Annotated in this window: 19 protein-coding genes, 3 tRNA genes and 1 pseudogene; 10 read left to right on the top strand and 13 right to left on the bottom strand. The window is 70.6% G+C overall.

Annotated features, from left to right (window positions below; translation table 11 throughout):
• Positions 1-211: 211 nt before the first annotated feature.
• Positions 212-1,306 (top strand): RNA polymerase sigma factor, encoded by a 1,095-nt coding sequence (locus OG936_RS09850; protein WP_406493965.1) that lies wholly within the window; start codon positions 212-214, stop codon positions 1,304-1,306.
• Positions 1,307-1,373: 67 nt separating this feature from the next.
• On the opposite strand, the gene OG936_RS09845 is transcribed toward OG936_RS09850, so the two are convergent.
• The 4 genes from OG936_RS09845 to OG936_RS09830 all read right to left on the bottom strand — a co-directional run bounded on the left by OG936_RS09845 (position 1,374) and on the right by OG936_RS09830 (position 7,034).
• Entirely contained in the window at positions 1,374-3,305 is a 1,932-nt protein-coding gene (locus OG936_RS09845; protein ID WP_406493963.1) for an ABC transporter ATP-binding protein, read from the bottom strand.
• Positions 3,305-5,038 carry an ABC transporter ATP-binding protein gene (locus tag OG936_RS09840; protein ID WP_406493962.1) on the bottom strand — a complete coding sequence of 578 codons (1,734 nt, stop codon included), beginning with the start codon at positions 5,036-5,038 and terminating at the stop codon, positions 3,305-3,307. The genes OG936_RS09845 and OG936_RS09840 overlap by 1 nt, the downstream gene beginning before the upstream one ends.
• A gap of 169 nt (positions 5,039-5,207) precedes the next feature.
• Positions 5,208-6,653, bottom strand: coding sequence for an FGGY family carbohydrate kinase (locus tag OG936_RS09835; RefSeq protein ID WP_406493960.1), 1,446 nt, complete (start codon positions 6,651-6,653; stop codon positions 5,208-5,210).
• A 72-nt stretch (positions 6,654-6,725) separates the two neighbouring features.
• On the bottom strand, positions 6,726-7,034 hold the full coding sequence (locus OG936_RS09830) for a YtxH domain-containing protein (protein WP_383756437.1): 309 nt from the start codon (positions 7,032-7,034) through the stop codon (positions 6,726-6,728).
• Between the two features lie 181 nt (positions 7,035-7,215).
• Here OG936_RS09830 and OG936_RS09825 point away from each other — a divergent pair.
• The 3 genes from OG936_RS09825 to OG936_RS09815 all read left to right on the top strand — a co-directional run bounded on the left by OG936_RS09825 (position 7,216) and on the right by OG936_RS09815 (position 7,697).
• Positions 7,216-7,288: transfer RNA gene (locus tag OG936_RS09825), tRNA-Asn, on the top strand.
• 5 nt (positions 7,289-7,293) lie between these two features.
• Positions 7,294-7,366: transfer RNA gene (locus OG936_RS09820), tRNA-Asn, on the top strand.
• A gap of 257 nt (positions 7,367-7,623) precedes the next feature.
• Positions 7,624-7,697: transfer RNA gene (locus tag OG936_RS09815), tRNA-Ile, on the top strand.
• 658 nt (positions 7,698-8,355) lie between these two features.
• On the opposite strand, the gene OG936_RS09810 is transcribed toward OG936_RS09815, so the two are convergent.
• Entirely contained in the window at positions 8,356-8,928 is a 573-nt protein-coding gene (locus OG936_RS09810; protein WP_406493959.1) for a rhodanese-like domain-containing protein, read from the bottom strand.
• An 81-nt stretch (positions 8,929-9,009) separates the two neighbouring features.
• Here OG936_RS09810 and OG936_RS09805 point away from each other — a divergent pair, with 81 nt between their 5' ends.
• Positions 9,010-9,288, top strand: a complete 279-nt coding sequence (locus OG936_RS09805) for a metal-sensitive transcriptional regulator (protein ID WP_266746077.1) — start codon at positions 9,010-9,012, stop codon at positions 9,286-9,288.
• Positions 9,289-9,325: 37 nt separating this feature from the next.
• On the opposite strand, the gene OG936_RS09800 is transcribed toward OG936_RS09805, so the two are convergent.
• The 5 genes and pseudogenes from OG936_RS09800 to OG936_RS09780 form a co-directional block, all read right to left on the bottom strand.
• On the bottom strand, positions 9,326-10,069 hold the full coding sequence (locus OG936_RS09800; RefSeq protein ID WP_406493958.1) for a sulfite exporter TauE/SafE family protein: 744 nt from the start codon (positions 10,067-10,069) through the stop codon (positions 9,326-9,328).
• A gap of 221 nt (positions 10,070-10,290) precedes the next feature.
• Positions 10,291-10,434, bottom strand: a pseudogene (locus OG936_RS09795) (MBL fold metallo-hydrolase); the annotation flags it as partial.
• Positions 10,435-10,617: 183 nt separating this feature from the next.
• Positions 10,618-11,889 carry an MFS transporter gene (locus OG936_RS09790; protein ID WP_406493956.1) on the bottom strand — a complete coding sequence of 424 codons (1,272 nt, stop codon included), beginning with the start codon at positions 11,887-11,889 and terminating at the stop codon, positions 10,618-10,620.
• Complete coding sequence (locus tag OG936_RS09785) at positions 11,886-13,064, bottom strand: PLP-dependent cysteine synthase family protein (RefSeq protein ID WP_406493954.1); 1,179 nt, start codon at positions 13,062-13,064, stop codon at positions 11,886-11,888. The genes OG936_RS09790 and OG936_RS09785 overlap by 4 nt, the downstream gene beginning before the upstream one ends.
• Before the next feature lie 129 nt (positions 13,065-13,193).
• On the bottom strand, positions 13,194-13,619 hold the full coding sequence (locus tag OG936_RS09780) for a hypothetical protein (RefSeq protein WP_406493953.1): 426 nt from the start codon (positions 13,617-13,619) through the stop codon (positions 13,194-13,196).
• 235 nt (positions 13,620-13,854) lie between these two features.
• Between OG936_RS09780 and OG936_RS09775 the strand changes: the two genes are divergently transcribed.
• From OG936_RS09775 to OG936_RS09760, 4 genes are all read left to right on the top strand, one after another.
• On the top strand, positions 13,855-14,151 hold the full coding sequence (locus tag OG936_RS09775) for an SHOCT domain-containing protein (protein ID WP_406493951.1): 297 nt from the start codon (positions 13,855-13,857) through the stop codon (positions 14,149-14,151).
• Between the two features lie 71 nt (positions 14,152-14,222).
• A complete protein-coding gene (locus tag OG936_RS09770) occupies positions 14,223-14,948 on the top strand; it encodes a DUF4328 domain-containing protein (protein WP_406493950.1) in 726 nt (241 codons plus the stop codon).
• A gap of 618 nt (positions 14,949-15,566) precedes the next feature.
• The gene (locus OG936_RS09765; RefSeq protein ID WP_406500385.1) at positions 15,567-17,351 is read left to right on the top strand and encodes an ABC transporter ATP-binding protein; all 1,785 of its coding nucleotides are present in this window, start codon (positions 15,567-15,569) and stop codon (positions 17,349-17,351) included.
• Positions 17,352-17,565: 214 nt separating this feature from the next.
• Positions 17,566-18,771, top strand: coding sequence for an MFS transporter (locus tag OG936_RS09760; protein WP_406500384.1), 1,206 nt, complete (start codon positions 17,566-17,568; stop codon positions 18,769-18,771).
• Between the two features lie 100 nt (positions 18,772-18,871).
• On the opposite strand, the gene OG936_RS09755 is transcribed toward OG936_RS09760, so the two are convergent.
• Positions 18,872-20,323, bottom strand: a complete 1,452-nt coding sequence (locus tag OG936_RS09755; RefSeq protein WP_406493948.1) for an acyl-CoA synthetase — start codon at positions 20,321-20,323, stop codon at positions 18,872-18,874.
• 172 nt (positions 20,324-20,495) lie between these two features.
• On the opposite strand from OG936_RS09755, the gene OG936_RS09750 reads away from it, so the two are divergent.
• Positions 20,496-20,927: an Lrp/AsnC family transcriptional regulator gene (locus OG936_RS09750; RefSeq protein WP_266746069.1), complete on the top strand. Its 432-nt coding sequence runs from the start codon at positions 20,496-20,498 to the stop codon at positions 20,925-20,927.
• 58 nt (positions 20,928-20,985) lie between these two features.
• On the opposite strand, the gene OG936_RS09745 is transcribed toward OG936_RS09750, so the two are convergent.
• Both OG936_RS09745 and OG936_RS09740 read right to left on the bottom strand, forming a co-directional pair.
• Positions 20,986-22,611, bottom strand: coding sequence for a GAF domain-containing protein (locus tag OG936_RS09745; protein ID WP_406493945.1), 1,626 nt, complete (start codon positions 22,609-22,611; stop codon positions 20,986-20,988).
• A 19-nt stretch (positions 22,612-22,630) separates the two neighbouring features.
• Positions 22,631-23,668 (bottom strand): rod shape-determining protein, encoded by a 1,038-nt coding sequence (locus tag OG936_RS09740; RefSeq protein WP_406493943.1) that lies wholly within the window; start codon positions 23,666-23,668, stop codon positions 22,631-22,633.
• Positions 23,669-23,682: the final 14 nt, after the last annotated feature.

Here is a 23,682-nt window from a genome sequence, read left to right as displayed (position 1 = left end):
CGGGCCGGAAGGACACACCCGTCCCCGGCCCCGTCCCCGTAACCGGCCGGTCACGGACCGGACGCAGAAAGTCCCCGCACGCCCCTCGTGGCGGCGCTGTGTCTTCCCCCACACTGGGGGGCGGTGCCTGAGTCATCGGAGCGCGGCCGGCCCACCGAACGGTGGTCCACCATCCCCGCGATCCGGCAGCGATCACCTGGAGGTCGCCCCCGTGCAGACCCGGACCGTGACCGAAACCGAGCATGTCTCGGCCATCCCCGCGCAGAACCGGGCCATGCGTCATCCGGAGGCCGTGGTGGGGCCGCAGACACCGTTCGACCCACCCGAGGCACTCATGGAGGAGCCGCCGGAGGTGCCCGAACCCCCGGAGCCGAGGGGCCGCCCCGAGACCGCCGGCCCGTCCTCCGACCTCTTCCGCCAGTATCTGCGGGAGATCGGCCGGATCTCGCTCCTCACCGCAGCCGACGAGGTGGAGCTCGCCCGCCGCGTCGAGGCCGGACTCTTCGCCGAGGAACGGCTCGCGGGCACCCCGGACCCGGACACCCGGCTGGCCGTCGACCTCGACCGGCTGGTGGTCATGGGGCGGATGGCGAAGCGCCGTCTCATCGAGGCCAACCTCCGCCTCGTCGTCTCCGTCGCCAAACGCTATGTCGGCCGCGGACTGACCATGCTCGATCTCGTCCAGGAGGGAAACCTCGGACTGATCAGGGCGGTCGAGAAGTTCGACTACGCCCGGGGCTACAAGTTCTCGACGTACGCGACCTGGTGGATCCGTCAGGCCATGTCCCGCGCCCTCGCCGACCAGGCGCGGACCATACGGGTCCCGGTCCATGTCGTCGAGCTGATCAACCGGGTCGTACGCGTCCAGCGCCGGATGCTCCAGGAGCGCGGCTACGAGCCGACGCCCGAGGAGGTCGCCGACCAGCTCGACCTCACCCCGGAGCGGGTCGGCGAAGTCCTGCGACTCGCCCAGGAACCCGTCTCGCTGCACGCCCCGGTCGGCGAGGAGGACGACGTCGCCCTCGGCGACCTGATCGAGGACGGCGACGCCGCGTCCCCGGTCGAGTCCGCCGCGTTCCTGCTGCTGCGCGAGCACCTGGAAGCGGTGCTCTCCACCCTCAACGAGCGTGAGCGGAAGGTGGTCCAGCTGCGCTACGGGCTGGCCGACGGGCGGCCCCGCACCCTTGAGGAGATCGGCAGGATCTTCGGCGTGACCCGCGAACGCATCCGCCAGATCGAGTCCAAGACCCTCAACAAGCTGCGGGACCACGCCCACGCCGACCAACTCCGCGGCTACCTCGACTGATCACGCGTGACGGGGCCCGTACCGCCGGCCGGCGGTACGGGCCCCGTCATGTCTGCGGCCGTGCCCCCTAGTCGACTTCGGCGACCGCCTGCGCGAACTGCGCCGAATACAGCCGGGCGTACGCCCCCTCGGCAGCCAGCAGTTCGTCGTGCGTGCCCTGTTCGACGATCGAGCCGTTCTCCATCACCAGGATGATGTCGGCATCCCGGATGGTGGAGAGCCGGTGCGCGATCACGAAGCTCGTACGACCGTGCGCCAGGCGCGCCATCGCCTTCTGGATCAGCACCTCGGTACGGGTGTCGACGGAACTCGTCGCTTCGTCGAGCACCAGGATCACCGGGTCGGACAGGAACGCCCGCGCGATGGTGATCAGCTGCTTCTCGCCCGCGCTGACGCCGGAGCCCTCGTCGTCGATCACCGTGTCGTAACCGTCCGGCAGGGTGCGGACGAAGCGGTCGGCGTGGGCGGCCCTCGCGGCCTCCTCGATCTCTTCCCGGGTGACCTCGCGCGAAGCGCCGTACGCGATGTTCTCCGCTATCGACCCGCCGAACAGCCAGGTGTCCTGGAGGACCATGCCGATTCCCGACCGCAGTTCGTCGCGCGACATCTTCGCCACGTCGACCCCGTCGAGGGTGATCCGCCCGCCCGTCACCTCGTAGAACCGCATCAGGAGATTGACGAGCGTGGTCTTGCCCGCGCCGGTCGGGCCGACGATCGCGACCGTGTGGCCCGGCTCGACGTTCAGCGAGAGATCCTCGATGAGCGGCTTCTTCGGGTCGTAACGGAACGACACCTTCTCCAGCGAGACGTTGCCCCGCAGCTCCTTCGGGCGTTCGCCCGTGCCGGGCGCGGGGTCGGCGCTCTGCTCCTCGGCGTCCAGCAGCTCGAAGATGCGCTCGGCCGACGCGACACCCGACTGCACCAGGTTCGCCATCGAGGCGACCTGGGTCAGCGGCATCGAGAACTGCCGCGAGTACTGGATGAACGCCTGCACGTCACCGATCGACAGCGAACCCGAAGCGACCCGCAGGCCACCCACGACGGCGATCAGCACATAGTTCAGATTGGAGACGAACATCATCAGCGGCTGCATGATCCCGCTGTTGAACTGCGCCTTGAAGCCTGCCTCGTACAGTGCCTCGTTCTGCTCGGCGAAGTCCCGTGCGGACTCCTCCTGCCGCCCGAAGACCTTCACCAGGGTGTGCCCGGTGTACATCTCCTCGATGTGGGCGTTGAGTTTGCCCGTCACCTTCCACTGCTGCACGAACTGCGGCTGCGACCGCTTGCCGACCTTCGCGGCCACGACGACCGACAGCGGCACCGTCACCAGCGCGACCAGCGCCAGCAGCGGCGAGACCCAGAACATCATGATCAGCACGCCGACGATGGTGAGCAGGGAGCTGATGAGCTGACCCAACGTCTGCTGCATCGTCTGGGAGATGTTGTCGATGTCGTTCGTCGCCCGGCTGAGCACCTCGCCGCGCTTGGCCTGGTCGAAGTACGACAGCGGCAGCCGCGACAGCTTCGTCTGAATGTCCTCACGCAGCTGGAACACGACCCGGTTGATGATCCGGATCGACAGTCGGGTGGCCACCAGCATGAGCAGCCCCGCACCGACATAGACCGCCAGCGCCACCAGCAGTACGTCGGCCACCGCACCGAAGTCGATGCCGTGCCCGGGGACGAAGTCCACCCCGGACAGCATGTCGGCGAGGCCGCTGTTGGCCTTGCGTAGGCCCTCCACGGCCTGTTCCTTCGTCGTGCCGTCGGGCATCTGCCGGCCGATGACCCCGGCGAACACCAGGTCGGTCGCCCTGCCGAGGATCTTCGGCCCGACCACCGACAGCCCGACGCTCGCCACGCAGGCCGCCAGCATCACGTACAGCGGCGCCTTCTCCGGGGCGAAGCGCTTCAGCAGCCGCTTCGAGGACCCCTTGAAGTCCATGGACCGGTCGGTCGGCGCCTCGCCCGCCGTCATGCGTCCGCCAGGACCGGCCATTACGCGGCCTCCGCTTCCGTCAGCTGGGAGAGCACGATCTCCCGGTACGTTTCATTGCCGTCCATCAGCTCGTGATGGGTGCCGGAGCCGACGACCCGGCCCTCGTCCAGTACCAGGATCCGGTCGGCGTCGCGGATGGTGGACACCCGCTGCGCCACGATCACCACGGTCGCCTCGGCCGTCTCCTGCGCGAGTGCCCCGCGCAGTGCGGCGTCGGTCGCGTAGTCGAGCGCGGAGAACGAGTCGTCGAAGAGGTAGATCTCCGGCCGCTGCACCAGCGTCCTGGCGATCGCCAGCCGCTGCCGCTGCCCCCCGGAGACATTCGTGCCGCCCTGCGCGATCGGCGCGTTCAGACCGTGCTCCAGCGCCTCGACGAACTCCTTGGCCTGCGCGACCTCCAGCGCGTGCCAGAGCTCCTCGTCGGTGGCGTCCGGGTTCCCGTACCGCAGATTCGTCGCGACCGTCCCGGAGAACAGATACGGCTTCTGCGGCACGAGGCTCACGGTCTTCGCCAGCAGCGTCGGCTCCAGCGTCCGTACGTCCGTGCCGTCGACCAGCACCTGGCCGTCCGTCACGTCGAACAGCCGCGGTACGAGCCCGAGCAGCGTCGACTTCCCGCTGCCCGTCGACCCGATGATCGCGGTCGTCTCGCCGGGGCGGGCCACCAGATTCACCGACCGCAGCACCGGCTCCTCGGCGCCCGGATAGCGGAAGTCCGCCCCGCGGACCTCCAGATGACCGTGGGCGCGCAGCTCGCGCACCGGCTTGACGGGCGGAATCACGCTCGACTCGGTCTCCAGGACCTCCTGGATGCGCTCGGCACAGACCTCGGCGCGCGGCACCATCATGAACATGAAGGTGGCCATCATCACCGACATGACGATCTGCATCAGATAGGCGAGGAACGCGGTCAGCGCGCCGATCTCCATGCCGCCGCTGTCGATGCGGTGGGCACCGAACCAGACCACGGCGATCGAGGACACGTTCACGACCGTCATCACGGTCGGGAACATCAGCGCCATCAGCCGGCCCGTGGACAGCGCCACATCGGTCAGCTCGTTGTTGGCACCGCGGAAGCGCTCCTCCTCGTAACGGTCACGGACGAAGGCGCGGATGACACGGTTGCCGGTGATCTGCTCACGCAGCACCCGGTTCACGGTGTCGACCCGCTCCTGCATGGTGCGGAACAGCGGCCGCATCCGCTTGACGATCAGGCTCACCGCGATGCCGAGCACCGGCACCACCGCGAGCAGCACCGCCGACAGCGGGACGTCCTGGCCGAGCGCCATGATGATGCCGCCGACGCACATGATCGGCGCCGAGACCATCAGGGTGAACGTCATCAGCACCAGCATCTGGACCTGCTGGACGTCATTGGTCGTACGCGTGATCAGCGAGGGCGCGCCGAACCGCCCGACCTCGCGTGCGGAGAACGACTGCACCCGGTCGAAGATCGACGCCCGGACATCACGGCCGAGGGCGGACGCGGTGCGGGCGCCGTAGAAGACGGCCCCCATGTTGCAGACCACCTGGCCGATGCTGACGGCGATCATGATGCCGCCGAACTCCAGGATGTAGCCCGTGTCCCCCTTGACGACACCGTTGTCGATGATGTCGGCGTTCAGGGTGGGCAGATACAGGCTGGCGCAGGTCTGCAGGAGTTGGAGAAGGACCAGCAGCAGGATGGGTTTCTTGTACGGACCGAGATAGGCCCGCAGGAGTTTTATGAGCACGCGTCTCTCTCGGAGTCGGCAGAGGTCGGGAGTCGACCCATTTTCCGGTACCTACGAGGGCGACCGCGAACGATTATATTCAAGACCAGGTCAAAAAACAGACCGAGTACACATGTAGAAGATCGATCTCCGGCAGGTGTACCCGGTCATGTCACGCAGGGTGTGCGGCTCAGGGCGCGGAGTCGAACGCCCCCGGATGGATCTGGTCCCGCGTCGCCACGTACTGCTGGCGGACCGCCTGCCCGACCGCCAGCTCCTCGCCCGGCTCCAGCACTTGCGCCGCGGCACCCTGCCAGGCCGGGGGAGTGAGCGGATCCGCCGTCCCCTGCGAGACTCCCAGCGCCCAGGCCGCCTGCCGGGCCGCGCCCAGCGCCGCGTACTCCGCGGGCTGCGGCACAACCACCTGCGTACCGAACAGCGCGGGCGCGAGCCCCTGCACGGCGGGCAGTTCGGCCGCCGCGCCCAGCAGGAACACCCGCCGCACCTCGACCCCGCGGCCGCGCAGCACATCGAGCGCGTCGGCCAGCGAGCACAGCATCCCCTCGAACGCCGCCCGCGCCAGATGCTCCGGCTTCATCGACTCGCGCCGCAGCCCGCACAGCGTCCCTGCCGTGTGCGGCAGATGCGGGGTGCGCTCGCCCTCCAGATACGGCAGGAGTACGAGTCCGGAGGCGCCCGCTGTCGACTTCAGCGCCAGCGCGGACAACTCCTCCAGCCCCTCCACGCCCAGCATCTCGGCGCTCCCGCGCAACGCGCGTACCGCGTTCGACGTGTACACCACCGGCAGATGCATGCCCGTCGCGTCCGCGAACGAGGTGATCATTCCGTTGGGATCGGACAGTGCCTCGTGGTGCACGGCCATGACCGAACCCGACGCGCCCAGCGACACGACCGCGTCGCCGACCCCGACCCCCAGCCCGAACGCCGCCGCCATCGTCTCGCCGGTCCCTGCGGAGATCAGCAGCCCCTCGGGCGTGGTCCCGGCCGCGTCGGAGGGGCCGAGCACCTCGGGCAGCGCGGCCTGGTGCCCGAGCGCGAGCTCCACCAGATCGGGCCGGTAGGAACCACTGCCCGCCGACCAGTAACCGGTGCCGGATGCCGCGCCCCGGTCGGTGGTCCGCCGGGACGGCCGCCCCAGCAACTGCCACACCAGCCAGTCGTGCGGCTGCAGCACCGAGGCCACGCGCCGGGCCGCCTCCGGCTCCGTCCGCGCCAGCCAGCGCAGCTTCGACACCGGCTGCGCGGCCTGCGGCACCGCCCCGACCGCCTCGGCCCAGGCCTGCCGCCCGCCGAGCCCCTCGACCAGATCGGCTGCGGCGACCTGCGCACGCTTGTCATTGCCGAGCAGCGCCGGACGCACGAGATTGCCCTGGTGGTCCAGCGGCACCAGGCCGTGCTGCTGCGCGGAGACCCCGATGGCCTGCACACCTTCGAGCAGCCCGCCGTCGGCGGCCTCACCGAGTGAGAGCAGCCACGCCTGCGGATCGACCTCGGTGGCCTTCGCCTCGACGGGATGTGCGGCGTATCCCCGGCGCAGTACGGCACCGGTGTCCGTATCGCAGACGACGATGTGTGTGAAGGCGGAAGAACTGTCCAAGCCGGCGACTATGCCCATGCCCAAGATTCTGCCGCACCGCCGGAGTGTTTCCGTACCGGTGGTGCGGCAGCGGGCGGGCGGCCCGTCCGGCTACGTGTTGGTGGTGCCCCAGTCGTCCTCGCCGTTCTGGCCGTTCCGCCTGCGGTCCCGCAGCGAGCGCACCCGGCCGGCCACCGACGCGGGTACCTTCTCGCCGACCTTCTCGCCGACCACGTGGCAGGCCTTGTCGGCCAGATCGCGGCCGCTGCGCGCCGCGGACTCGGCGGTATTGCGCACGGCCGGATTCTGCGCGAACTGACGTGCGGACTTCTTCATCTGCTCGTAGCGCTCGCGCCCGGCCCGCGTGCCGATCACGTATCCGAGGGCCAGTCCGGCGATGAACGTGAGCCGGTACCGCATGGCTGCCACCCTTCCTTGCTCAGTGCGACGTGTGCTGCCCGCCTACCCGCGGGCACCCGAGATCACCCCGGGCGATACCGATTGGCAAAGCACCCCCCTGCTTGCGCTAATGTATGTGTCGCAGCGAACGTTCGCCGCCCGGCAGCAGCCAGGTAGGTGGAGTCCGTTGCGAACGCAGCAATCCCCTGTAGCTCAATTGGCAGAGCAGCCGGCTGTTAACCGGCAGGTTACTGGTTCGAGTCCAGTCGGGGGAGCGCGATCCCCTGTAGCTCAATTGGCAGAGCATTCGGCTGTTAACCGGAGGGTTACTGGTTCGAGTCCAGTCGGGGGAGCGGAACGGAAGAGGACCCTGCGGGGTCCTTTTTCGCGTGTCCGTGGCCGTGCCCACGGCCGTCCGGCACCGGGGTGCGCGGCGTGGTGCGTGTGGGGCTCAGGTAATTCTTTCGCGTCCACTTCGCACTGTCCGGAACCGGGCAGGGCGCAACACGGTCTTCGTGGTCATGGGTGGCCGACCATCCGGAGCGAGAGATCGTATGACCGGCTATGCTGCGGCAGACGGCGCGCACACTTGTACGCGCCACGCCGAAAAGGGGCGGTAGCTCAGCCGGTTAGAGCAGCGGACTCATAATCCGTCGGCCGTGGGTTCGAGTCCCACCCGCCCCACCGCCGAGCTGTAACAGTTCACCCGTTTGACCAGCAACAACAGAGAGCCCCCGAGTCGGCGGGGGCCTTTTTGTTGCCGTTGAGATCATTGGCTCGGCCAATGCTCGGCCGAAGTGTCGAAGCGGTTGGTGGCGTGATGGCAGCGCGCGGGGGGTGAGGTCGTGCGTACGTGTGCTCGGTTGTCGCCGACGGACTACCCGGGGCAGAGCTCCGGCAGCGGAGGTCGGCGGGGGCGGCACTCCGTCTCCGGGCTCGCCCTCGTCGTCGACCTTGAGCCGGGCAGGCAGAATGACCCCAAGGGGCTTGCCCCGGGGACGCGCTTGACTACGCCTGTGGCCTCAACCTCGCCGCCCACGGGCATCTGAGGCACCGACACGCATGGCCCCGGCTTCGGAGTCGACCCCGTGTCCTCCGTGCCCGCCCCCTCAGCCGTTCCCCGGCCGGGTGCTCAGGGCGCGGATGAACTCGGTGCCGAGGACGGCCTGGCCGCGGGCGTTGAGGTGGATGCCGTCGCTGCTCCGGACCGACTCCTCGAGGCCCGTCGGGTGGGTCTGTATGTCGACTTTTGCCGGTCGACGATGGCACCCGGGCACCCCGTCCGCCGGCAGAAGAGCGACATCATCGCGATGCCCGCGCGGCGCCTTTCCCGGCTTGCCGATCAGGAGGCCAGGCGCGTGAGCGTGTCCTGGAAGGACGCGGTGTTCCTGGGGGGCCGGTTGTGGGGGAGCTTGGCCAGGATCGCGGCCATCCCGCATGTGTTGGTCACGCCGGAGAACACGAGGCCGGCGCCGACCGCGCCGGACAGCCAGTGCGCCGGCTGCCAGGCGAAACCCGCGAGGAAGCCGACGACGACCAGCGACCCGGCGGCCAGCCGGACCTGGCGGTCCATCGGCCAGCCGGAGCGCGCTCCGGCTGGCCGCTCGACGGGGTGGCCCGCGGCCGCCCAGCCGCTGGTCCCGCCCTCCAGGGTTGTGGCCTCGATCCCCAGGCCGGACAGCTGGGTGCACGCCTTGGCCGAGCGGTTGCCGGAGGCGCACACCACCAGCAGCGGTGCGAGGGCCGAAGCGTCCTTCAGCGCGCCGGCGGCCTCGTGCAGCCGGTCCAGGGGGATGTTGTGGGCGCCCGGAAGGTGGCCGCCGGCGTACTCGCCGGGAGTTCGGACGTCGATCACGGTGAATTCCGCGTAACGGGCGGACGCCTGGGAGGAGGTCAGGGAGGCGGGGGTGGTCACGGAACAATGCCTTTCGGAAATGGGTTGCCTTCGACGTACGATACCCATGGGGGTATAAGGGGCATATATGGAGGAGGAGATGTGGAACTCGACATGACGGCCGATGAGCTGAAATCGGCGCTGAACCGGCTTCGGCGTGCGCAGGGCCAGCTCGCCGGCGTGATCAGGATGATCGAGGAGGGGCGGGACTGCGAGGACGTCGTCACGCAGCTGGCCGCCGTCTCCCGCGCCCTGGACCGGGCCGGGTTCTCGATCATCGCGACGGGGCTGCAGCAGTGCATGACCAGCGACGATCCGCAGGTGCGGGACTCGGTGCAGATGCGGGCCCGGCTGGAGAAACTCTTCCTGTCACTGGCCTGATTCCCGTCACCGGCCCGAACGCTCGCCCCGTGGGGTGTCACAGCACGACACCCACTGCCATCGTCACGGCGACGGCCAGCAGCAGAATGCCGAAGACGCGCTGGAGTGTGCCCGGTGCGACCTTGGCGGTCAGGCGTTTGCCGTCCCAGGCGCCCAGAACCGCCGTTGCGATGAACGGCATGATCAGGGCCCAGTCCAGGGTGACATCGGTGGCCGTCCGGGCCGCCAGGGCCACGAGCGCGTTGGCGATGATGACCAGCAGACTCGTGCCGACGGCCGCGCTCATCGGTACGGCCAGTACGGCCACCAGCGCCGGGACGGCGAGGAAGCCGCCGCCGACTCCCAGGAACCCGGTGACCGCGCCCAGTCCGGCGCCGGCCCCTGCCGCACGCCCTGTCGAGACCGTACCGCTGCCTGTGGGGGTCCTGCGGCGCAGCATGCGCAGGGCGGCCATCGCGGCCAGCACGGCGAAGGCCAGGGTGAGCGCGGCGGCGGGGATGTGCGCGGACAGTAGTCCCGCCGCCGCGGCGGGCAGGATTCCCGCCGCGGCGAACAGCAGTCCCGCACGCCAGTTCACGGCACCCGTCCTCGCGTGGGCCACGAGGGCGGTCAGTGACGTGACGATGACGATGATCAGGCTGGCTGTGGTCGCCTCTGCCGGGCTGAAGCCGAGCAGATAGATCAACGCGGGGACCGTCAGGATGCTGCCGCCGGCCCCCAGTGATCCAAGGGCCAGGCCCACCAGCGCACCGGCGGCCAGGGCCAGCAGGAACGCGGTCATATGGCGGCGCCCGCGAGGCGGCGTGCGTTGAGCGTGGCGCCTGCGAGGCGGCGCGCGGTGGGTGCGGTCCCCGCGAGGCCGCGTCCGGTGAGCCTCGCCGCGCTCCATGTCCTCGTGCCATCCGTCACATCGGCGCAGGACACCGGGCGCTCGGCGAGCAGCCGCGGCGAGAGCGCGTGCACGGCTCCGGGCGCGCGGCGACCGCCACCGCGTCGGGCGACGATCCGCACACGGCGTTCCGCGGCGGCGGCGATCACCCGGTCGATGTCCCGGGGCGGGTCCACGACGACGGCTGCCCGGGCTCCCCCGGCCGGGTGGCTGCGGTTGCCAAGACCTCCGGTCTCCAGGGTGTCGGCAAAGAACACGGAATCTCCCTCGAAATTTTACCCCCCGGGGTATCTGTCATCTACCGTAGCAGAGATACCAGGGGGGGTATTTACGGGAGCGGATGCGACGCCCGCCACCCAGCGGTGCTGCGGGTCCCGGCCTCGGCCTGTTCACGCCATGGACCCGCAGCCCCCGGGGTCGTACTCGTTGTGGTGCCGGGTTCAGACGGTCAGCGGCAGGGGTGCCTGGGCGCCGATGCGGCCGGTGCGCGCCAGCCCGGACACGGCACCGGCACAGCCCAGCCCGGTCACCGTCAGCGCCGCCCAGGTCAGCCACAGCGCGTGATGGGCGGCGGCGAAGTCCCACAGTGCGCCGGTGGCCAGGTTCCCCAGCGTGATACCGAGGCCGGAAACGGTGTTGTAGAGGCCGTAGTGCGTGGCCACCAGCCGGTTGCCGGAGAGTGCCACGACGGTGTCCATCTCCAGCGGGTAGACCACCGCACTGCCCGCCGCCAGCAGGACGACGGCCGCAGTCAGGGCCGCCAGCTCGACCGGGGTCCGCCACATCCCCGTACCGGCGGCCTGGGCGAGGGCGAGCGGGGTGAACGCCAGGCCCATCGCGGCCAGCCCGCGCACGATCGTCTGCGAACGGCTCCACCGCGCCTTCGCCCAGGCGGTCAGCCTGAGCTGTCCGGCGACCGCCACCGCGGCGGAGAGCACGAACAGGCCGCTCGTGACCTTCGTGCCGTCGGTCCCGAGCGCGGCGTCGGCGGCCATGGGCAGGGCCAGGTAGACCTGGAAGGTCAGTACGTAGGAGCCGATCATCGCGAGTGAGAACAGCAGGAACGGCCGGTTGGCCACCACCAGGCGCCACTGCGCGAGCACCCCGCCCGCATCTCCTCCGTTCTTGACGGCGGTGGCGCGGCGGGCAGGCAGTGCGCGGCCCTGGAGCATGGTGAGCGCGGCGAAAATGGCGGCCGCGACGGTGCACACCAGGCGGAAGTCGGCTGCCAGCAGGGCGAGTCCGACCAGCGGGCCCAGCAGCATCCCGGCCTGGTAGTAGACGTTGAACGCGGCGAAGGCGTCCACCCGCCGCTCGCCGGCCTCGGCGGCGAGGTAGGCGCGCACGGCCGGGTTGAACAGGGCCCCGGCGAACCCGGTGGCCGCCGACGCGGCCACCAGGGCGGCCAGGCTGTCGACCCACCCCAGCAGGGCGAACCCGCCGGTGCGCAGCAGGCAGCCGACCATGATCGGGGCCTTGTAGCCGAAGCGGTCGGCGATGGTGCCGCCGATCAGGAACATGCCCTGCTGGGAGAAGTTCCGTACCCCCAGCACGAGGCCCACCGCCCAGGCCGCCAGCCCCAGTTGCCCTGCGAGGTGAGCGGCGAGATAGGGCATGAGCATGTAGAACGCGAGGTTGATGGCGAACTGGTTCACCATCAGCAGCCGCACCGCCGGAGAGAAGCTCCGGGTTTTCGCCAGCAGCGTCTTCACCGGGCCACCCCCGCCAGCCCGCGCTCCTCGACGGCCGTGCGGGCGGTCCCGGCCAGCGGATCGAGGACCGTCGCGCAGCGGCTCCAGCGTGCGACGACCCGCTCACCGGGATGCGCCAGTTCGTCCGGCGCGTCGGCGGGTTCCTGGCCGAGCAATTGGTGAGTACGGCACCAGGCGTCGTCGAAGACCGTGCCCACGTACCGCTGCGGGCCGTCGGGGAACACCGCGGCGATCCGTGTCTCCGCCGCCGATGAGGCGGCCAGCCGGCGGGCGACCAACGCGACCGCGCCCACGCTCCACCCGCCCGTCGCGTACCGGGCCCTCGCCAGGGCGCGGGCCGACCAGACCGCCTCACCGGCGGCGACCCAGTGCACCTCGTCGAACAGGGCGTAGTCGACGTTGCGCGGGTAGATGCTGGAACCCAGCCCCCGCATCAGCCTCGGTGCGGCGGGCTGACCGAAGATGGTGGAGCCGCAGGTGTCGACCCCCACGATCCGCAGGGCGGGGAAGAAGCCGCGCAACACCCGGCCGATACCGGCCGAGTGCCCGCCGGTGCCCACACTCACCACCAGGGTGTCGATGCGGCCGAGCTGGGCGATCAGCTCATGGGCCAACGGGGCGTAGGCGGCCACGTTGTCGGGATTGTGGTACTGATCCGGGCACCAGGCGTCCGGCCGGGTCGCCAGCAGCTGGTCGACCTCCTCGCGGCGGGCCTGCTGCCAGCCTCCCACCGGATGCGGCTCGGTCACCACATGCAGTTCGGCGCCGTAGGCGGTGAGCAGACCACGCATCAGCGGCTCCATGCCGGGGTCGGTGACCACTGCCACCGGATGCCCGAATGTCACCCCGGCCAGCGCCAGGCCCAGGCCCAAGGTGCCGGAAGTGGACTCCACGATCGGCGCTCCCGGCAGCAGTTCGCCGCGTTCGCGTGCGCGGGCCACCATGTACAGCGCGGTCCGGTCCTTGATCCCGCCGGGGTTGTGCCCTTCGAGTTTCGCCCAGAACCCGTGGCCGGCGGTGGTGAACGGCTCACCGACCCACAACAGCGGGGTATCGCCGACGAGTCCGGCCGGCGTTTGTGCGGCTGGTCCGGACGCGAGCAACCGTGCGGGCGAACCGGCGGAGGCGGAAGCGGAAGCGGAAGTGGAAGTGGTGCAGGTGTGCGGAGAATTCATGGCGTGTGGTCTCCCGCGACCCCGCCCTCGGCGGGCCGCGTGATCGTGACGGCTGTTCAGGACGCGAACGCCACCACGGCACGACGGGGCCATCCGGCCACTCCCGTCACACCGCGCGGCAGGTCCCGATCACGTCCGCCACACCCCCAGCACCGCCCGCACCCGTTGCTGTTCGCCGTGCTCCCCGGGCGCCCCCGCCTCCGGCGCTCTGCGCCGGGCAACCGCCAGTGGCTCCGGCTCCACCACGCTCGCGGGCGCGATCACCTCCGGTGCCGGTGCCACGCACACGTCCCGGGACAGCACACCGGGGTCATCGCTCCCCGCGCATTCGGCGAACCGCAGCCCCCGCTCCCCGGCGACCGGCGCGGACACCGGGCCCGACGCGGGCACAGCAGTCCTGCCCACGGCCACGGCCGCGACCGGAAGTGAGTCGGACACGGCCGCGCGGCCGAGCTCGGGCCCATGGGCGCAGGCCAGCACGTGCATGAGGGCTGCCAGCACCGCGGCGAGGGCCGCTGTGGCCGCCGACCGGGAGTGACGCCGCAACACGAACACATCACATACAGTACCTGCTCGGTTACATAAAGTGCTTGTTTGGTCCGGTCGCCCGGTAGCTGCCGTCCGTGCTCTTCAGGGCCCGTGCTCTTCGGAAGAGACCCGTGCTCTAGGGACCCGTGCTCTTCGGGAAAGAGAGGGGCCCGTGCTCTTCGGGAGAGAGAGGATGGAACCGAAGGCTCTCTGCGGGCGCAGGGCCCGCACTCCCACCGGACGCAAGGGGGAGTGATCTTCGATGATGTACTGGCACGACCACGGCATGGGTGCGTGGGGCTGGTTCGCGATGTCGGTCGGCATGATCCTCTTCTGGATGCTGGTCATCATCGCCGTCGCCCTGCTCTTCCGCGCATTCGGCCGGAGCCGTCCTGTCGGCGGCCAGCCCCCTGTCGCGCCCGGTTGGCCCGGGCCCGGCTCGTCGTCCGCGGAGCGGATCCTTGCCGAGCGGTACGCACGTGGCGAGATCGACGACGACGAGTATCGGCGTCGTCTGGCCACCCTCCGCGGCTCCCCACCGGGCTCGGCCGAACCATGACCCCGGCCCGGCCGAACCAATGACACGTACACGGGTGTGACGCCCGGGGCGGTGGAATCGCTGGTCGGAGTGTGAATACGAACGCGACGCACGCCGCCGCCCCCGCGCCCGCCTACTTCGCGGTGCTGCGCTCACCGGTCGGTCTGGGACTGGCCACTTCTCTTCTGCTCGGCGCCGTGATCGTCACGGACGCACTGTCACTCGCCTCGGGGGGATATCTGTACGGTCTGCTGCGGGGCGCTACGGATCCCGGGGCGGCTGTGCTCTCGGTTCCCGGGATCGAGAACAGGCAGCTCGTCCACAACCTCTTCGGCCTGCTCCAGAGCCTGCTCTACATCACCACCGGAATCGTTTACCTGTGCTGGCTCTACCGGTTGCGCGACAACGCCGAAGTCTTCGCCCCCGGCACTCACCGACGGCACCGCAGCTGGACCGGCTGGGGCTGGCTCGTCCCGGTCGTCAACCTGTGGTTCCCGCGTCGGATCACCCTCGACATCTGGAACGCGAGCCGTCCCGAGGGGCCGTATGCACCCGATCGGCCGGGCCGTGGCCCGATCAATCTCTGGTGGGGCTTCTGGCTCGTTCAGGGCTTCGTCGACCTGGTCGGCGGAGCGGTCTACGACATGGCCGAATCGATCGGCACGGCGAACGTGGGACTCGGCCTGCTCATGTTCGCCGACCTCCTCGACATCGCCTGCGCCGTCCTCGCCATCCGGCTGGTCCGCGTCCTGACGCACATGCAACACGTCAAGGGAATGCACGGGCCGGCCGCCCGGTCCGGAGAAACCGTCTGCTGAGGGCGATCCACGGACTCGACCGGGGCAACGGGGGCGTACTTCCGGGGGGTCTCCGGAGAGTCACTTATGGCAACGCTCCGAAGATTTACGGTATTTCATGAGTTTTGCTCTTATTACGGCTTGTACGGGTTGTTGGCCGCAGAGGGCGGACGTAGTGTCGGTAGTGCCGCAGCAAGAGTCAGGAGCGGCGCAGCGACATCCTCCAAAGGAGGCGAAGATGAAGGTACGCAGCATCTTCGACCACAGGGACAGGGACTACGGCGACTACGGACGCGGCGGACGCGGACGTGGAGGCGACCGCGGCGGACGCGGACGGGACTTCGGCCGGGACTTCGGCCGCCACGGAGGCGGCGGAGGCGGCGGAGGCCGTGGAGGCCGCGGGGGTTACTGACCCGAAAATCCCTGACTCCATCCCCAAGCGAGGCAGGCTCGCGCTTCGGCGCGAGTTTGTCTCGTGGTCTTGGGGTCCGCGCCTATGGAGATGTTCCATAGTCCGAGCACCTCTGTGACGTGACGCCCATGCGCCTGCGCAGCTCACCACGGCGCCCAGCGCCCCCCGAAGGGACTTCTCAGGACGCGGTGACGGATATTCCGATCCGCACCGACCCCATCACCATCATGGTGGCGTTCCGGCGCTTCTGGCCGATGACCGCGGGAGACCGGCGCTGGCTTGTCCTCATCTTCCTGTGCGCCGTCCTCGCCGCAGTCGCCGAGACCATCACCGTGCTGCTGTTCGCCGAACTCACCGACTCGGCGCTGCAGACCGGCTCCGTCAGCGCTTTCTGGAAACCGGCGGGCCAGTGGCTCGCCGTGGCCGTCATCGGCGCGGTGGTGGGATATCTGGGCAACTCGATCGCCGCCTGGACCGCCGAACGCTTCGTGATGCGACTGCGGGCGCGGGTCTTCAGCCATCTCCAGACCCTCCCGCCGCACTTCTACCAACGCAATCGCCGCGGTGACCTGGTGGAGCGGCTGACCGGCGATGTGGAGGCCATCGAGGCGCTCGTGGTGTCCGGCATCGTCGGGGCGGCCTCGGCCGTGTTCAGCACGTTCTTCTACGCCGCCGCGGCCCTGTGGCTGCGCTGGGACCTGGCCCTCGCCACCTTTCTCATGGTGCCGCTCTTCTGGTTCACGACCAGCCGATTCACCCGGCCCCTGCGCGCGGTGTCCCGGCGTGGCCGCGCCGCCGACGGCGCCATCACGGCGGTCGTCGAGGAGACGCTGGTCAATGTCGTCATGACGCAGGCGTACAACAGGCAGCCCGACGAGGAGGCGCGGCTCTTCGGCAAGGCACGTATCCGGCTGAAGGCAGCGGTGAGGGCCGTCCGCCTCACCGAGTTCTACGAGCAACTCGTCGAAGTCCTCGAAACCTTGTGCGTCCTGACGGTCATCGGCCTGGGGGTGTGGGAGATCTCCGCGGACCGGATGACTCTCGGACAGCTCCTGGCCTTCGCCGCCTTCATCGGCTACCTCTACCCGCCGATCCGCTCCCTGGGCCAGCTCGGTCTGACGGCCACCGCCGCGACCGCGGGAGCCGAGCGGCTGCTGGAGATCCTGGACGCCCGACCCGCCGTCACCGACCCGGCCGCCTCCGTGCCCGCCCCGTCCCGGAGCCGTGCGCTCGGCGAGGTGGAGGCGCGCCAGGTCCTCTTCCACTACCCGGACAGCAGCGAGCCCGTTCTCCGGGACCTCTCGTTCACCGCGAGCCCCGGGGAACTACTCGTCATCACCGGCCCCAGCGGCGCCGGCAAGTCGACGCTGGCGGCTCTGCTGCTGAGGTTCTACGACCCGGATGCCGGCAGCATCCGGCTGGACGGCGTGTCCGTGGATCAGCTGCCACTGACCTACTTGCGCCGGAACATCACCCTGTTGCCGCAGGAGACGCTCGTCCTGCACGACACCATCGAGGAGAACATCGCTTGCGGACGCGCCGATGTGACCCACCGTGACGTCGTGGAGGCCGCACGTGCGGCCGACGCCCACGCCTTCATCCGGACTTTGCCAGAGGGATATGACACTGTCATTGCCACCGGCACCTCACGGCTCTCCGGAGGGCAGTTGCAGCGGATCGCGATCGCCCGTGCCATGCTGCGCGACGCGCCCGTGCTGCTGCTCGACGAGCCCACCACCGGGCTGGACAGACTGGCCGCACGGCGCATCCTCGCACCGCTGCGGCGCCTCGCCGAGGGGCGCACCACCATCGTGATCACACATGATCTGGCCCTTGCCGCGGACGCCGACCGCATCCTCGTCCTGGACGAGGGACGCATGGTGGAGTCGGGCACGCACACGCAACTCCTGGGCCGGAACGGTCTGTACGCCACCCTGTTCGAGCGCCGTACCCAACCCTGTAACGACACCGTGTACCCGCCCGCCCGCCCGTCGGGAATCCACTGGCGGTAGGCGGGCACACGCGGGATCCAACTGCCTGGCCGGCCGCGCTTCCTGACGTGGCGGCCCGCAGGCGTACGGGCCGCACCCGATGGCCGCAACCGGACCGTCGGACGCACACCGGCCGCTACCATCCGCTGTGACCGAAACAGCCGAAACAGCCGAGACAGCCGAAACAGCCGAAGAGCCCGGACGCCGCCCCCGGATATTCGCCGACCTGACGCCGCTGCGGACCTCCCCGCACTACCGGCGGCTCTGGTTCGGGAACACGGTCTCCTGGATCGGGCAGGGGATGACCGCGCTCGCGGTCTCGCTCCAGGTCTACGACATCACGGGGTCCGCCTTCTCGGTCGGGCTCATCGGGTTCTGTTCGTTCCTGCCCCTGGTCGTCTTCGGGCTGTACGGCGGCGCCGTCGCGGACACCATCGACCGGCGCAAGCTGGGGCTCGCCAGCTCCTCGGGGTCGTTCATCCTCTCTGTCGCGCTGGTCGTCGCCACCGTCGCCGGGGTGGAACAGGTGGGGCTGCTGTACGCGATCGTCGCCCTGCAGGCGGCCTGCTTCGCGCTCAACTCACCGGCCCGCACCTCGATGATCGCCCGGCTGCTGCCGGCCGAGCAGCTGCCCGCCGCCAACGCCCTCAACTCCATGACCGGCACCACCGGCACGCTGGTCGGGCCGATGCTCGGCGGGCTGATCGTCGGCTGGTGGGGCTACCGGGCCGCGTACACCGTCGACGCCGTCACCTTCACCGCCTCGCTGTACGCGATGTGGCGGCTGCCCTCGATGCTGCCGGAGCGGGCGGGAGACACGGGCGTCAAGCGGGCATCCGTCGCGGACGGGCTGCGTTTCCTGGGGACCAGGCCCAATCTGCGGATGACCTTCTTCACCGACATGTGCGCCATGGTGCTGGCCCATCCCCGGGCGCTGTTCCCCGTCGTCGCCGTGGTCTGGTTCGGCGGTGACGCGAAGACCACCGGACTGCTGGTCGCCGCCCCGGCGCTGGGGGCGCTGCTGGGCGGGGTGTTCTCCGGGTGGCTGGGCCGCGTCCGCCGCCACGGCCTCGCCGTGCTCCTCGCCGTCGTCTGCTGGGGCACCGCCATCGCGCTCTTCGGCCTGACCCGTCAGCTCTGGCTCGGACTGATCTTCCTGGCGCTCGCCGGTGCCTCGGACACCACCTCGATGGTCTTCCGGAACACCATGCTCCAGGCGGCCGTGCCGGACGAGATGCGGGGGCGGCTGCAGGGCGTGTTCATCGTCGTCGTGGCGGGCGGACCGAGGCTCGGCGATTTCGTCGCCGGATCGGTCGCGGACCTGACCTCGCCCGGCCTGGCGGTGACCGGCGGCGGGATCGCCTGCGTCGTCGCCGTGTCGCTGCTGGGGCTGCGGTGGCGCGGATTCGTGCGGTACGACGCGAAGAACCCGCAGCCGTGACGGCTCGGCACCGGAACTCCTGGATCGGGCCGGATGCGTCGATCAGGCCGGATCCGTCCTGATCCGGCCTGATCCAGGCGAAGGCCCTGCCCGTAACCCGTCAGGCGGACAGCGACCGCTTCATGATCTTGCCCAGGTCGTTGCGGGGCAGCGCCTGAAGGTAACGGACCGTACGCGGGCGCTTGTGCGGGGCCAGCTGGGCGGCCACATGGTCCGCGAGCTCGTCCTTCGCCGGGGGCGCGGCGGGGTCGGCCGGCACCACCCAGGCGACGATGCGCTCGCCCAGATCCGGGTCCGGTTCACCGGTGACGGCGGCCTCGCGGACGCCGGGGTGGTCGAGGAGCGCGTTCTCGATCTCACCGGCGCCGATCTTGTACCCGCCGCTCTTGATCAGGTCCGTGGCCTTGCGGCCGACGATCCGTACGTAGCCGTCGGGATCGCGGGTGGCCATGTCCCCCGTACGGAACCAGCCGTCCTCGGTGAACGCGGCGGCCGTGGCGTCGGGGCGGTTCAGATAGCCGGTGAAGAGGTTCGGGCCGCGCACCTGGATCTCGCCGATGGTGTCGGGGCCGGTGAGGACGGTGCCGTCCTCCTCGACGAGACGGAGTCCGACGCCGCGCAGGGGTCCGCCGACCGCGCCGGGACGCGGTTCGCCGTCGGCCCGGACGCCGGTGTTCATCAGGGTCTCCGTCATGCCGTACCGCTCGATGACCCGGCGGCCGGTCGCCGCCGCGATGCGTTCGTGGTCGTGGACCGGCAGCGCGGCCGACCCGGACACCAGTAGCCGGGCCCCGGCCAGCGCCTTCGCCAGCCCGGCCGCGTCCGGGCCGGAGCCGTCGAGGGCCTCGGCCAGCCGGTGGTACATCGTCGGTACGCCGAAAAGCATCGTGCCGCCGGACGACAGCTCCCGCGCCACCCCGTCGGTCGAGAACCGGCCCAGGTGCCGCACCGATCCGCCCCGGCGCAGCGGCCCGAGCACGCCCAGGATCAGACCGTGCACATGGAACAGCGGCAGGGCGTGGACGAGCACGTCGTCGCCGGTCCACTGCCAGGCGTCCTCCAGCGCGTCCAGCGACGCGGCGATCGCCCGCCGCGGCAGGACCGCGCCCTTGGGCGGGCCCGTGGTGCCGGAGGTGTAGACGATCAGCGCGGGGGACTCGGGGGAGGGCTCGGGGAGCGTGGGGCACGCCGTCCCGTCCGGGGCCGTTTCGACATCGATACGCTCCAGCGCGTCCAGTACCGGCGGGAGGACGTCGCCCGCCCCGGCCAGCACCACGCCCGGTTCGCTGTCGGCCACGATGTGCCCGAGTTCGCGCGTCCCCGTCTTCGGATTGAGCGGCACCGCCGGCACCCCGGCCCGCAGCGCGGCCACGACGGCGACCACGGTCCCGGGAGTGGGCGTGGCCCAGACGGCGACCCGTCCGGCACCGGTGAGACGCGCGGCGAGCGCGGTGGAGGCAAGGGCCAGCCGGTCGTACGTCAGCGAGTGCTCGCCGAACCGGATGGCCTCACGGACGGAACCGTCATCCGGTACACACAGAAGAGAAGTCACCCACCGCACCCTAGGGCCCTTCTCGCGCTGAAGGGTCCGCATGTGCCCGTACGCGTACACCGAAGGCCGGCCCGAAGCCGACCGTGGCGCAACGGCCACGAACGCGGCCCCGGATACGGCCCCGGTGCGCCTTGCGAGGTCGCGAACCGAACAAAGCTGAGACAATCGCGGTATGGACCGTCTGGACAGGGAGATCCTCGGCATCCTCCAGGAGGACGCCCGGATCTCGTACCGCGATCTGGGCGTACGGGTCGGGCTCAGCGCCAACGCCGCGGCCGACCGGGTGCGCCGGCTGCGGCGCGACGGTGTCATCCGCGGCTTCACCGTGATCATCGACCCGGCCGCCGACACCCGCACGGGCCTCGTCGTCTTCATCGACGTGACGCTGCGTATCGACACGACGAACGAGGCGTTCGAACGGGCGGTGCTCGCCCTGCCCGGCATCACCGAGGTGGTGCACGTGACCGGCGGCCACGACTACCTCGTACGGGCCACCGTCGCCGACACCGCGGCCCTGGACGGGCTGCTGCGCAGGCTCAAGCGGGAGGCCGGTGTCGCCCACTCCAACACCCGCGTCGCGCTCAGAGCGGCGCCTGCCCGATGACGGTCGCGTGGGCGGCTTTGAGAGTGCGCCTGCCCGATGACGGTCGCGTGGGTGGCTTTCAGAGCGGCGCCTGCCAGATGAAGGTCGACGAACGCGAGCCATCCTCCTCGCGGCCGTCGTCGGCGACCGACAGTCGGACCGCGGCCCGCCCGTCGGGCTCCACGGCCGCCGCGTCCACCTCCACCTCGATCGCCGACACCCCGGCCCGCCGGTGCGCGGCGGCCAGCGCGCCCCGCAGCGCCGCGAGCAGCCGGCCGTCCACGGGCTCCCGGACCAGCGTGTCGACCGCCCCGTTGAAGTGCACCGACGGCTGGAAGCCGAGCACGGCGGCGGCGCCCCCGGTCTCGCGCAGCACCCGGCCACGGAAGGTGGCGGGGACCTCGGCGGGTGGCTGCTGGAGGGCGAAGATCGCCGTCCGTACCTCCTGAATGGTGGAGTCCAGCTCGTCGACGGCCTTGCCGAGCAGCTCGTCCGTCTCCGGGGCGGCGGCCCTGCGACGCGTCGACTCGAGCATCATCTCGGTCGCGAACAGCCGCTGGACGACGAGGTCGTGCAGATCGCGGGCGATCCTGTCCCGGTCCTCGTACACCGCGAGCTGTTCCCGGTCGTGCTGGGCGTCCGCCAGGACCAGGGCGAGCGCGGCCTGCGAGGCGAACTGCGAGGCCAGCTGCCGGTCCACGGCCGTGTACGGGCGGGCGCCGCGCCGCCGGGGCAGGGCGAGGGTGCCGATCAGCCGCCCGCCGCTCTGCAGCGGCAGCATCATGCTGGGCCCGAACCGCGACCGCACATGCGTCGTCATCCGTGGATCGGTGGCGGAGTCCTCGATGAACACCGCTTCCCCGCCCAGCAGTTGGGCCAGCACGGCGGAGCCGGGCTCGATGGTCGTACCGACGATCCCGGCCGGGTCGTCGAGCGTGGACGCGGTGACGATCTCCATGCCGCCCTTCTCGTCCGGCTGGAGGATCACCCCGGCGGTGGCGTCGGCGAGTGCCCTGGCCCCCTCGGCGACGGTCAGCAGCGCGTCGGCCGCGTTCCCGCCCGACAGCAGGGCGGTGGTGACGGCGGCCGCCCCCTCGATCCAGCGCTCCCGTTGCCGGGCCGCCTCGTACAGCCGGGCATTGCCGATCGCGATCCCGGCCTGCGAGGCCAGCACCCTGAGCAGCGCCATGTCCGTATCGGTGAAGCGGCCGGTGCGCTTCTCGGTGAGGTAGAGATTGCCGAACACCTGGTTCTGCGCCTGGACCGGTGCCCCCAGGAAGGAGTGCATCGGCGGATGGCCGGGCGGTACCCCGCAGGAGCGCGGGTCGGTGGTCAGATCGTCGGAGCGCAGCGGCTGCGGTTCGGCGATGAGGAGGCCGAGCATCCCCGAGTGCCCGCCCGGGAACCGCCCGATGCGCTGCCGCTCGGCGTCGCCGAGGCCCGAGGTGAACAGCTCGGTGATCGTGCCGCGCCCTGGGTCGAGTACGCCGAGCGCGCCGTAGCGGGCCTCCGTCAGCGCGGTGGCGGTGTCCACGATCTGCTGGAGAGTGGCCCGCAGTTCGAGAGCGGTGCCGACGCTCAGCACCGCTTCCAGGAGCATCGGCAGCCGGGCAGCCCGCGCACGGCCGGTCGCGTCGGCCGGCTCCGCGTCCGGGGGCCCCGCGCGCGGGTGCGCCGCCGCCCCGTTCTCCGTCTCGTCGGTCATGCGCGCACCCCCGCGGGGCTCAGCAGGCGAGCGGGTCGAGGACCATCGGCTCGATCTTCCCGTCCAGCATCGCACCGAGCCCCATTACGGAGCACACGTCGGGCCGGTCCGCGATGTGCACGGACATGCCCGTCGCCTCCCGCAGCATCTGGTCGAGGCCGGGCAGCAGCGCGCTGCCGCCGACCATCATGATCCCGCAGTCGACCAGGTCGGCCACCAGATCGGGCGGGCAGCCGCGCAGGATCTTGCCGAGACCGTCGAGCACGACGGTCAGCGGGGCGTGGATCGCCTTCCGCACGGCGGCGGTGTCGACCTCCACCGAGCGGGCCAGACCGGTCGCCACGTCCCGTCCGTGGATCTCGGTCGTCGCGGGCCGGTGCGAGCTCGGACCGCTGCCGCTGAGCGCCAGTTGCAGCGGTCGTACGGACTGGCTCGGCAGCATCAACTCGTGGTGGTGGCGCAGATACTGGATCACCGTGTGGTCGATGGCGTCGCCGCCGACCGGGACACGTACGGCGGTCACGATCGAGCCGAGCGAGAGCACCGCGATCTGAGTGGTCGCCGCCCCGCACACCATGATCATGGTCGCGGTCGGCTGCTCGACGGGGAGCCCGCAGCCGACGGCCGCCGCGATCAGGGTGTCGACCAGCTCGACCCGCCGCGCGCCCAGCCCCACCAGGGTTTCGATGGTGGCCCGCTGGGCGAGCGGATCGCTGTCGTGCGGGGTGCAGGCGGCGGCCCGCAGCCGGGGCTTGCGGCGCAGCTGGCGGCGGAGCTTCTCGCCGAGCAGCTGGCGGAGCATCCGCTGGGCCATCTCGATGTCGATGACGGTTCCACCGGTGACCGGGCGGACCACCCGGATGTAGTCGGGGGTGCGGCCCGTCATCTGTTCGGCGAGTTCGCCGACGGCGATGAGCGAGCCGGTACGGGTGTTCATGGCGGCGGCGCTCGGCTCGTCGACGACGAGCCCGAGACCCTTGACGTACACACGGGTCCGGGCGGCCCCGAGGTCGACGGCGACATGGCAACGGCGCAACTGCTCAAGGCTGACGGTCACGGCAGGTTCTCCCG

The organism is Streptomyces sp. NBC_00846 (genome assembly GCF_045207325.1).
Classification (GTDB): Bacteria; Actinomycetota; Actinomycetes; order Streptomycetales; family Streptomycetaceae; genus Streptomyces.
Note: the sequence above shows the minus strand (reverse complement) of the source record. Positions and strands in the feature narration are given on the sequence as shown.

Excerpts from the sequence above, each read along its gene's own strand:
- OG936_RS09765 (WP_406500385.1), top strand. The coding sequence starts at position 15,567 with ATGGTGGCGTTCCGGCGCTTCTGGCCGATGACCGCGGGAGACCGGCGC.
- OG936_RS09830 (WP_383756437.1), bottom strand. The coding sequence starts at position 7,034 with ATGCGGTACCGGCTCACGTTCATCGCCGGACTGGCCCTCGGATACGTG.
- OG936_RS09775 (WP_406493951.1), top strand. The coding sequence starts at position 13,855 with ATGATGTACTGGCACGACCACGGCATGGGTGCGTGGGGCTGGTTCGCG.
- OG936_RS09750 (WP_266746069.1), top strand. The coding sequence starts at position 20,496 with ATGGACCGTCTGGACAGGGAGATCCTCGGCATCCTCCAGGAGGACGCC.
- OG936_RS09845 (WP_406493963.1), bottom strand. The coding sequence starts at position 3,305 with ATGGCCGGTCCTGGCGGACGCATGACGGCGGGCGAGGCGCCGACCGAC.
- OG936_RS09835 (WP_406493960.1), bottom strand. The coding sequence starts at position 6,653 with ATGGGCATAGTCGCCGGCTTGGACAGTTCTTCCGCCTTCACACACATC.
- OG936_RS09785 (WP_406493954.1), bottom strand. The coding sequence starts at position 13,064 with ATGAATTCTCCGCACACCTGCACCACTTCCACTTCCGCTTCCGCTTCC.
- OG936_RS09800 (WP_406493958.1), bottom strand. The coding sequence starts at position 10,069 with ATGACCGCGTTCCTGCTGGCCCTGGCCGCCGGTGCGCTGGTGGGCCTG.
- OG936_RS09745 (WP_406493945.1), bottom strand. The coding sequence starts at position 22,611 with ATGACCGACGAGACGGAGAACGGGGCGGCGGCGCACCCGCGCGCGGGG.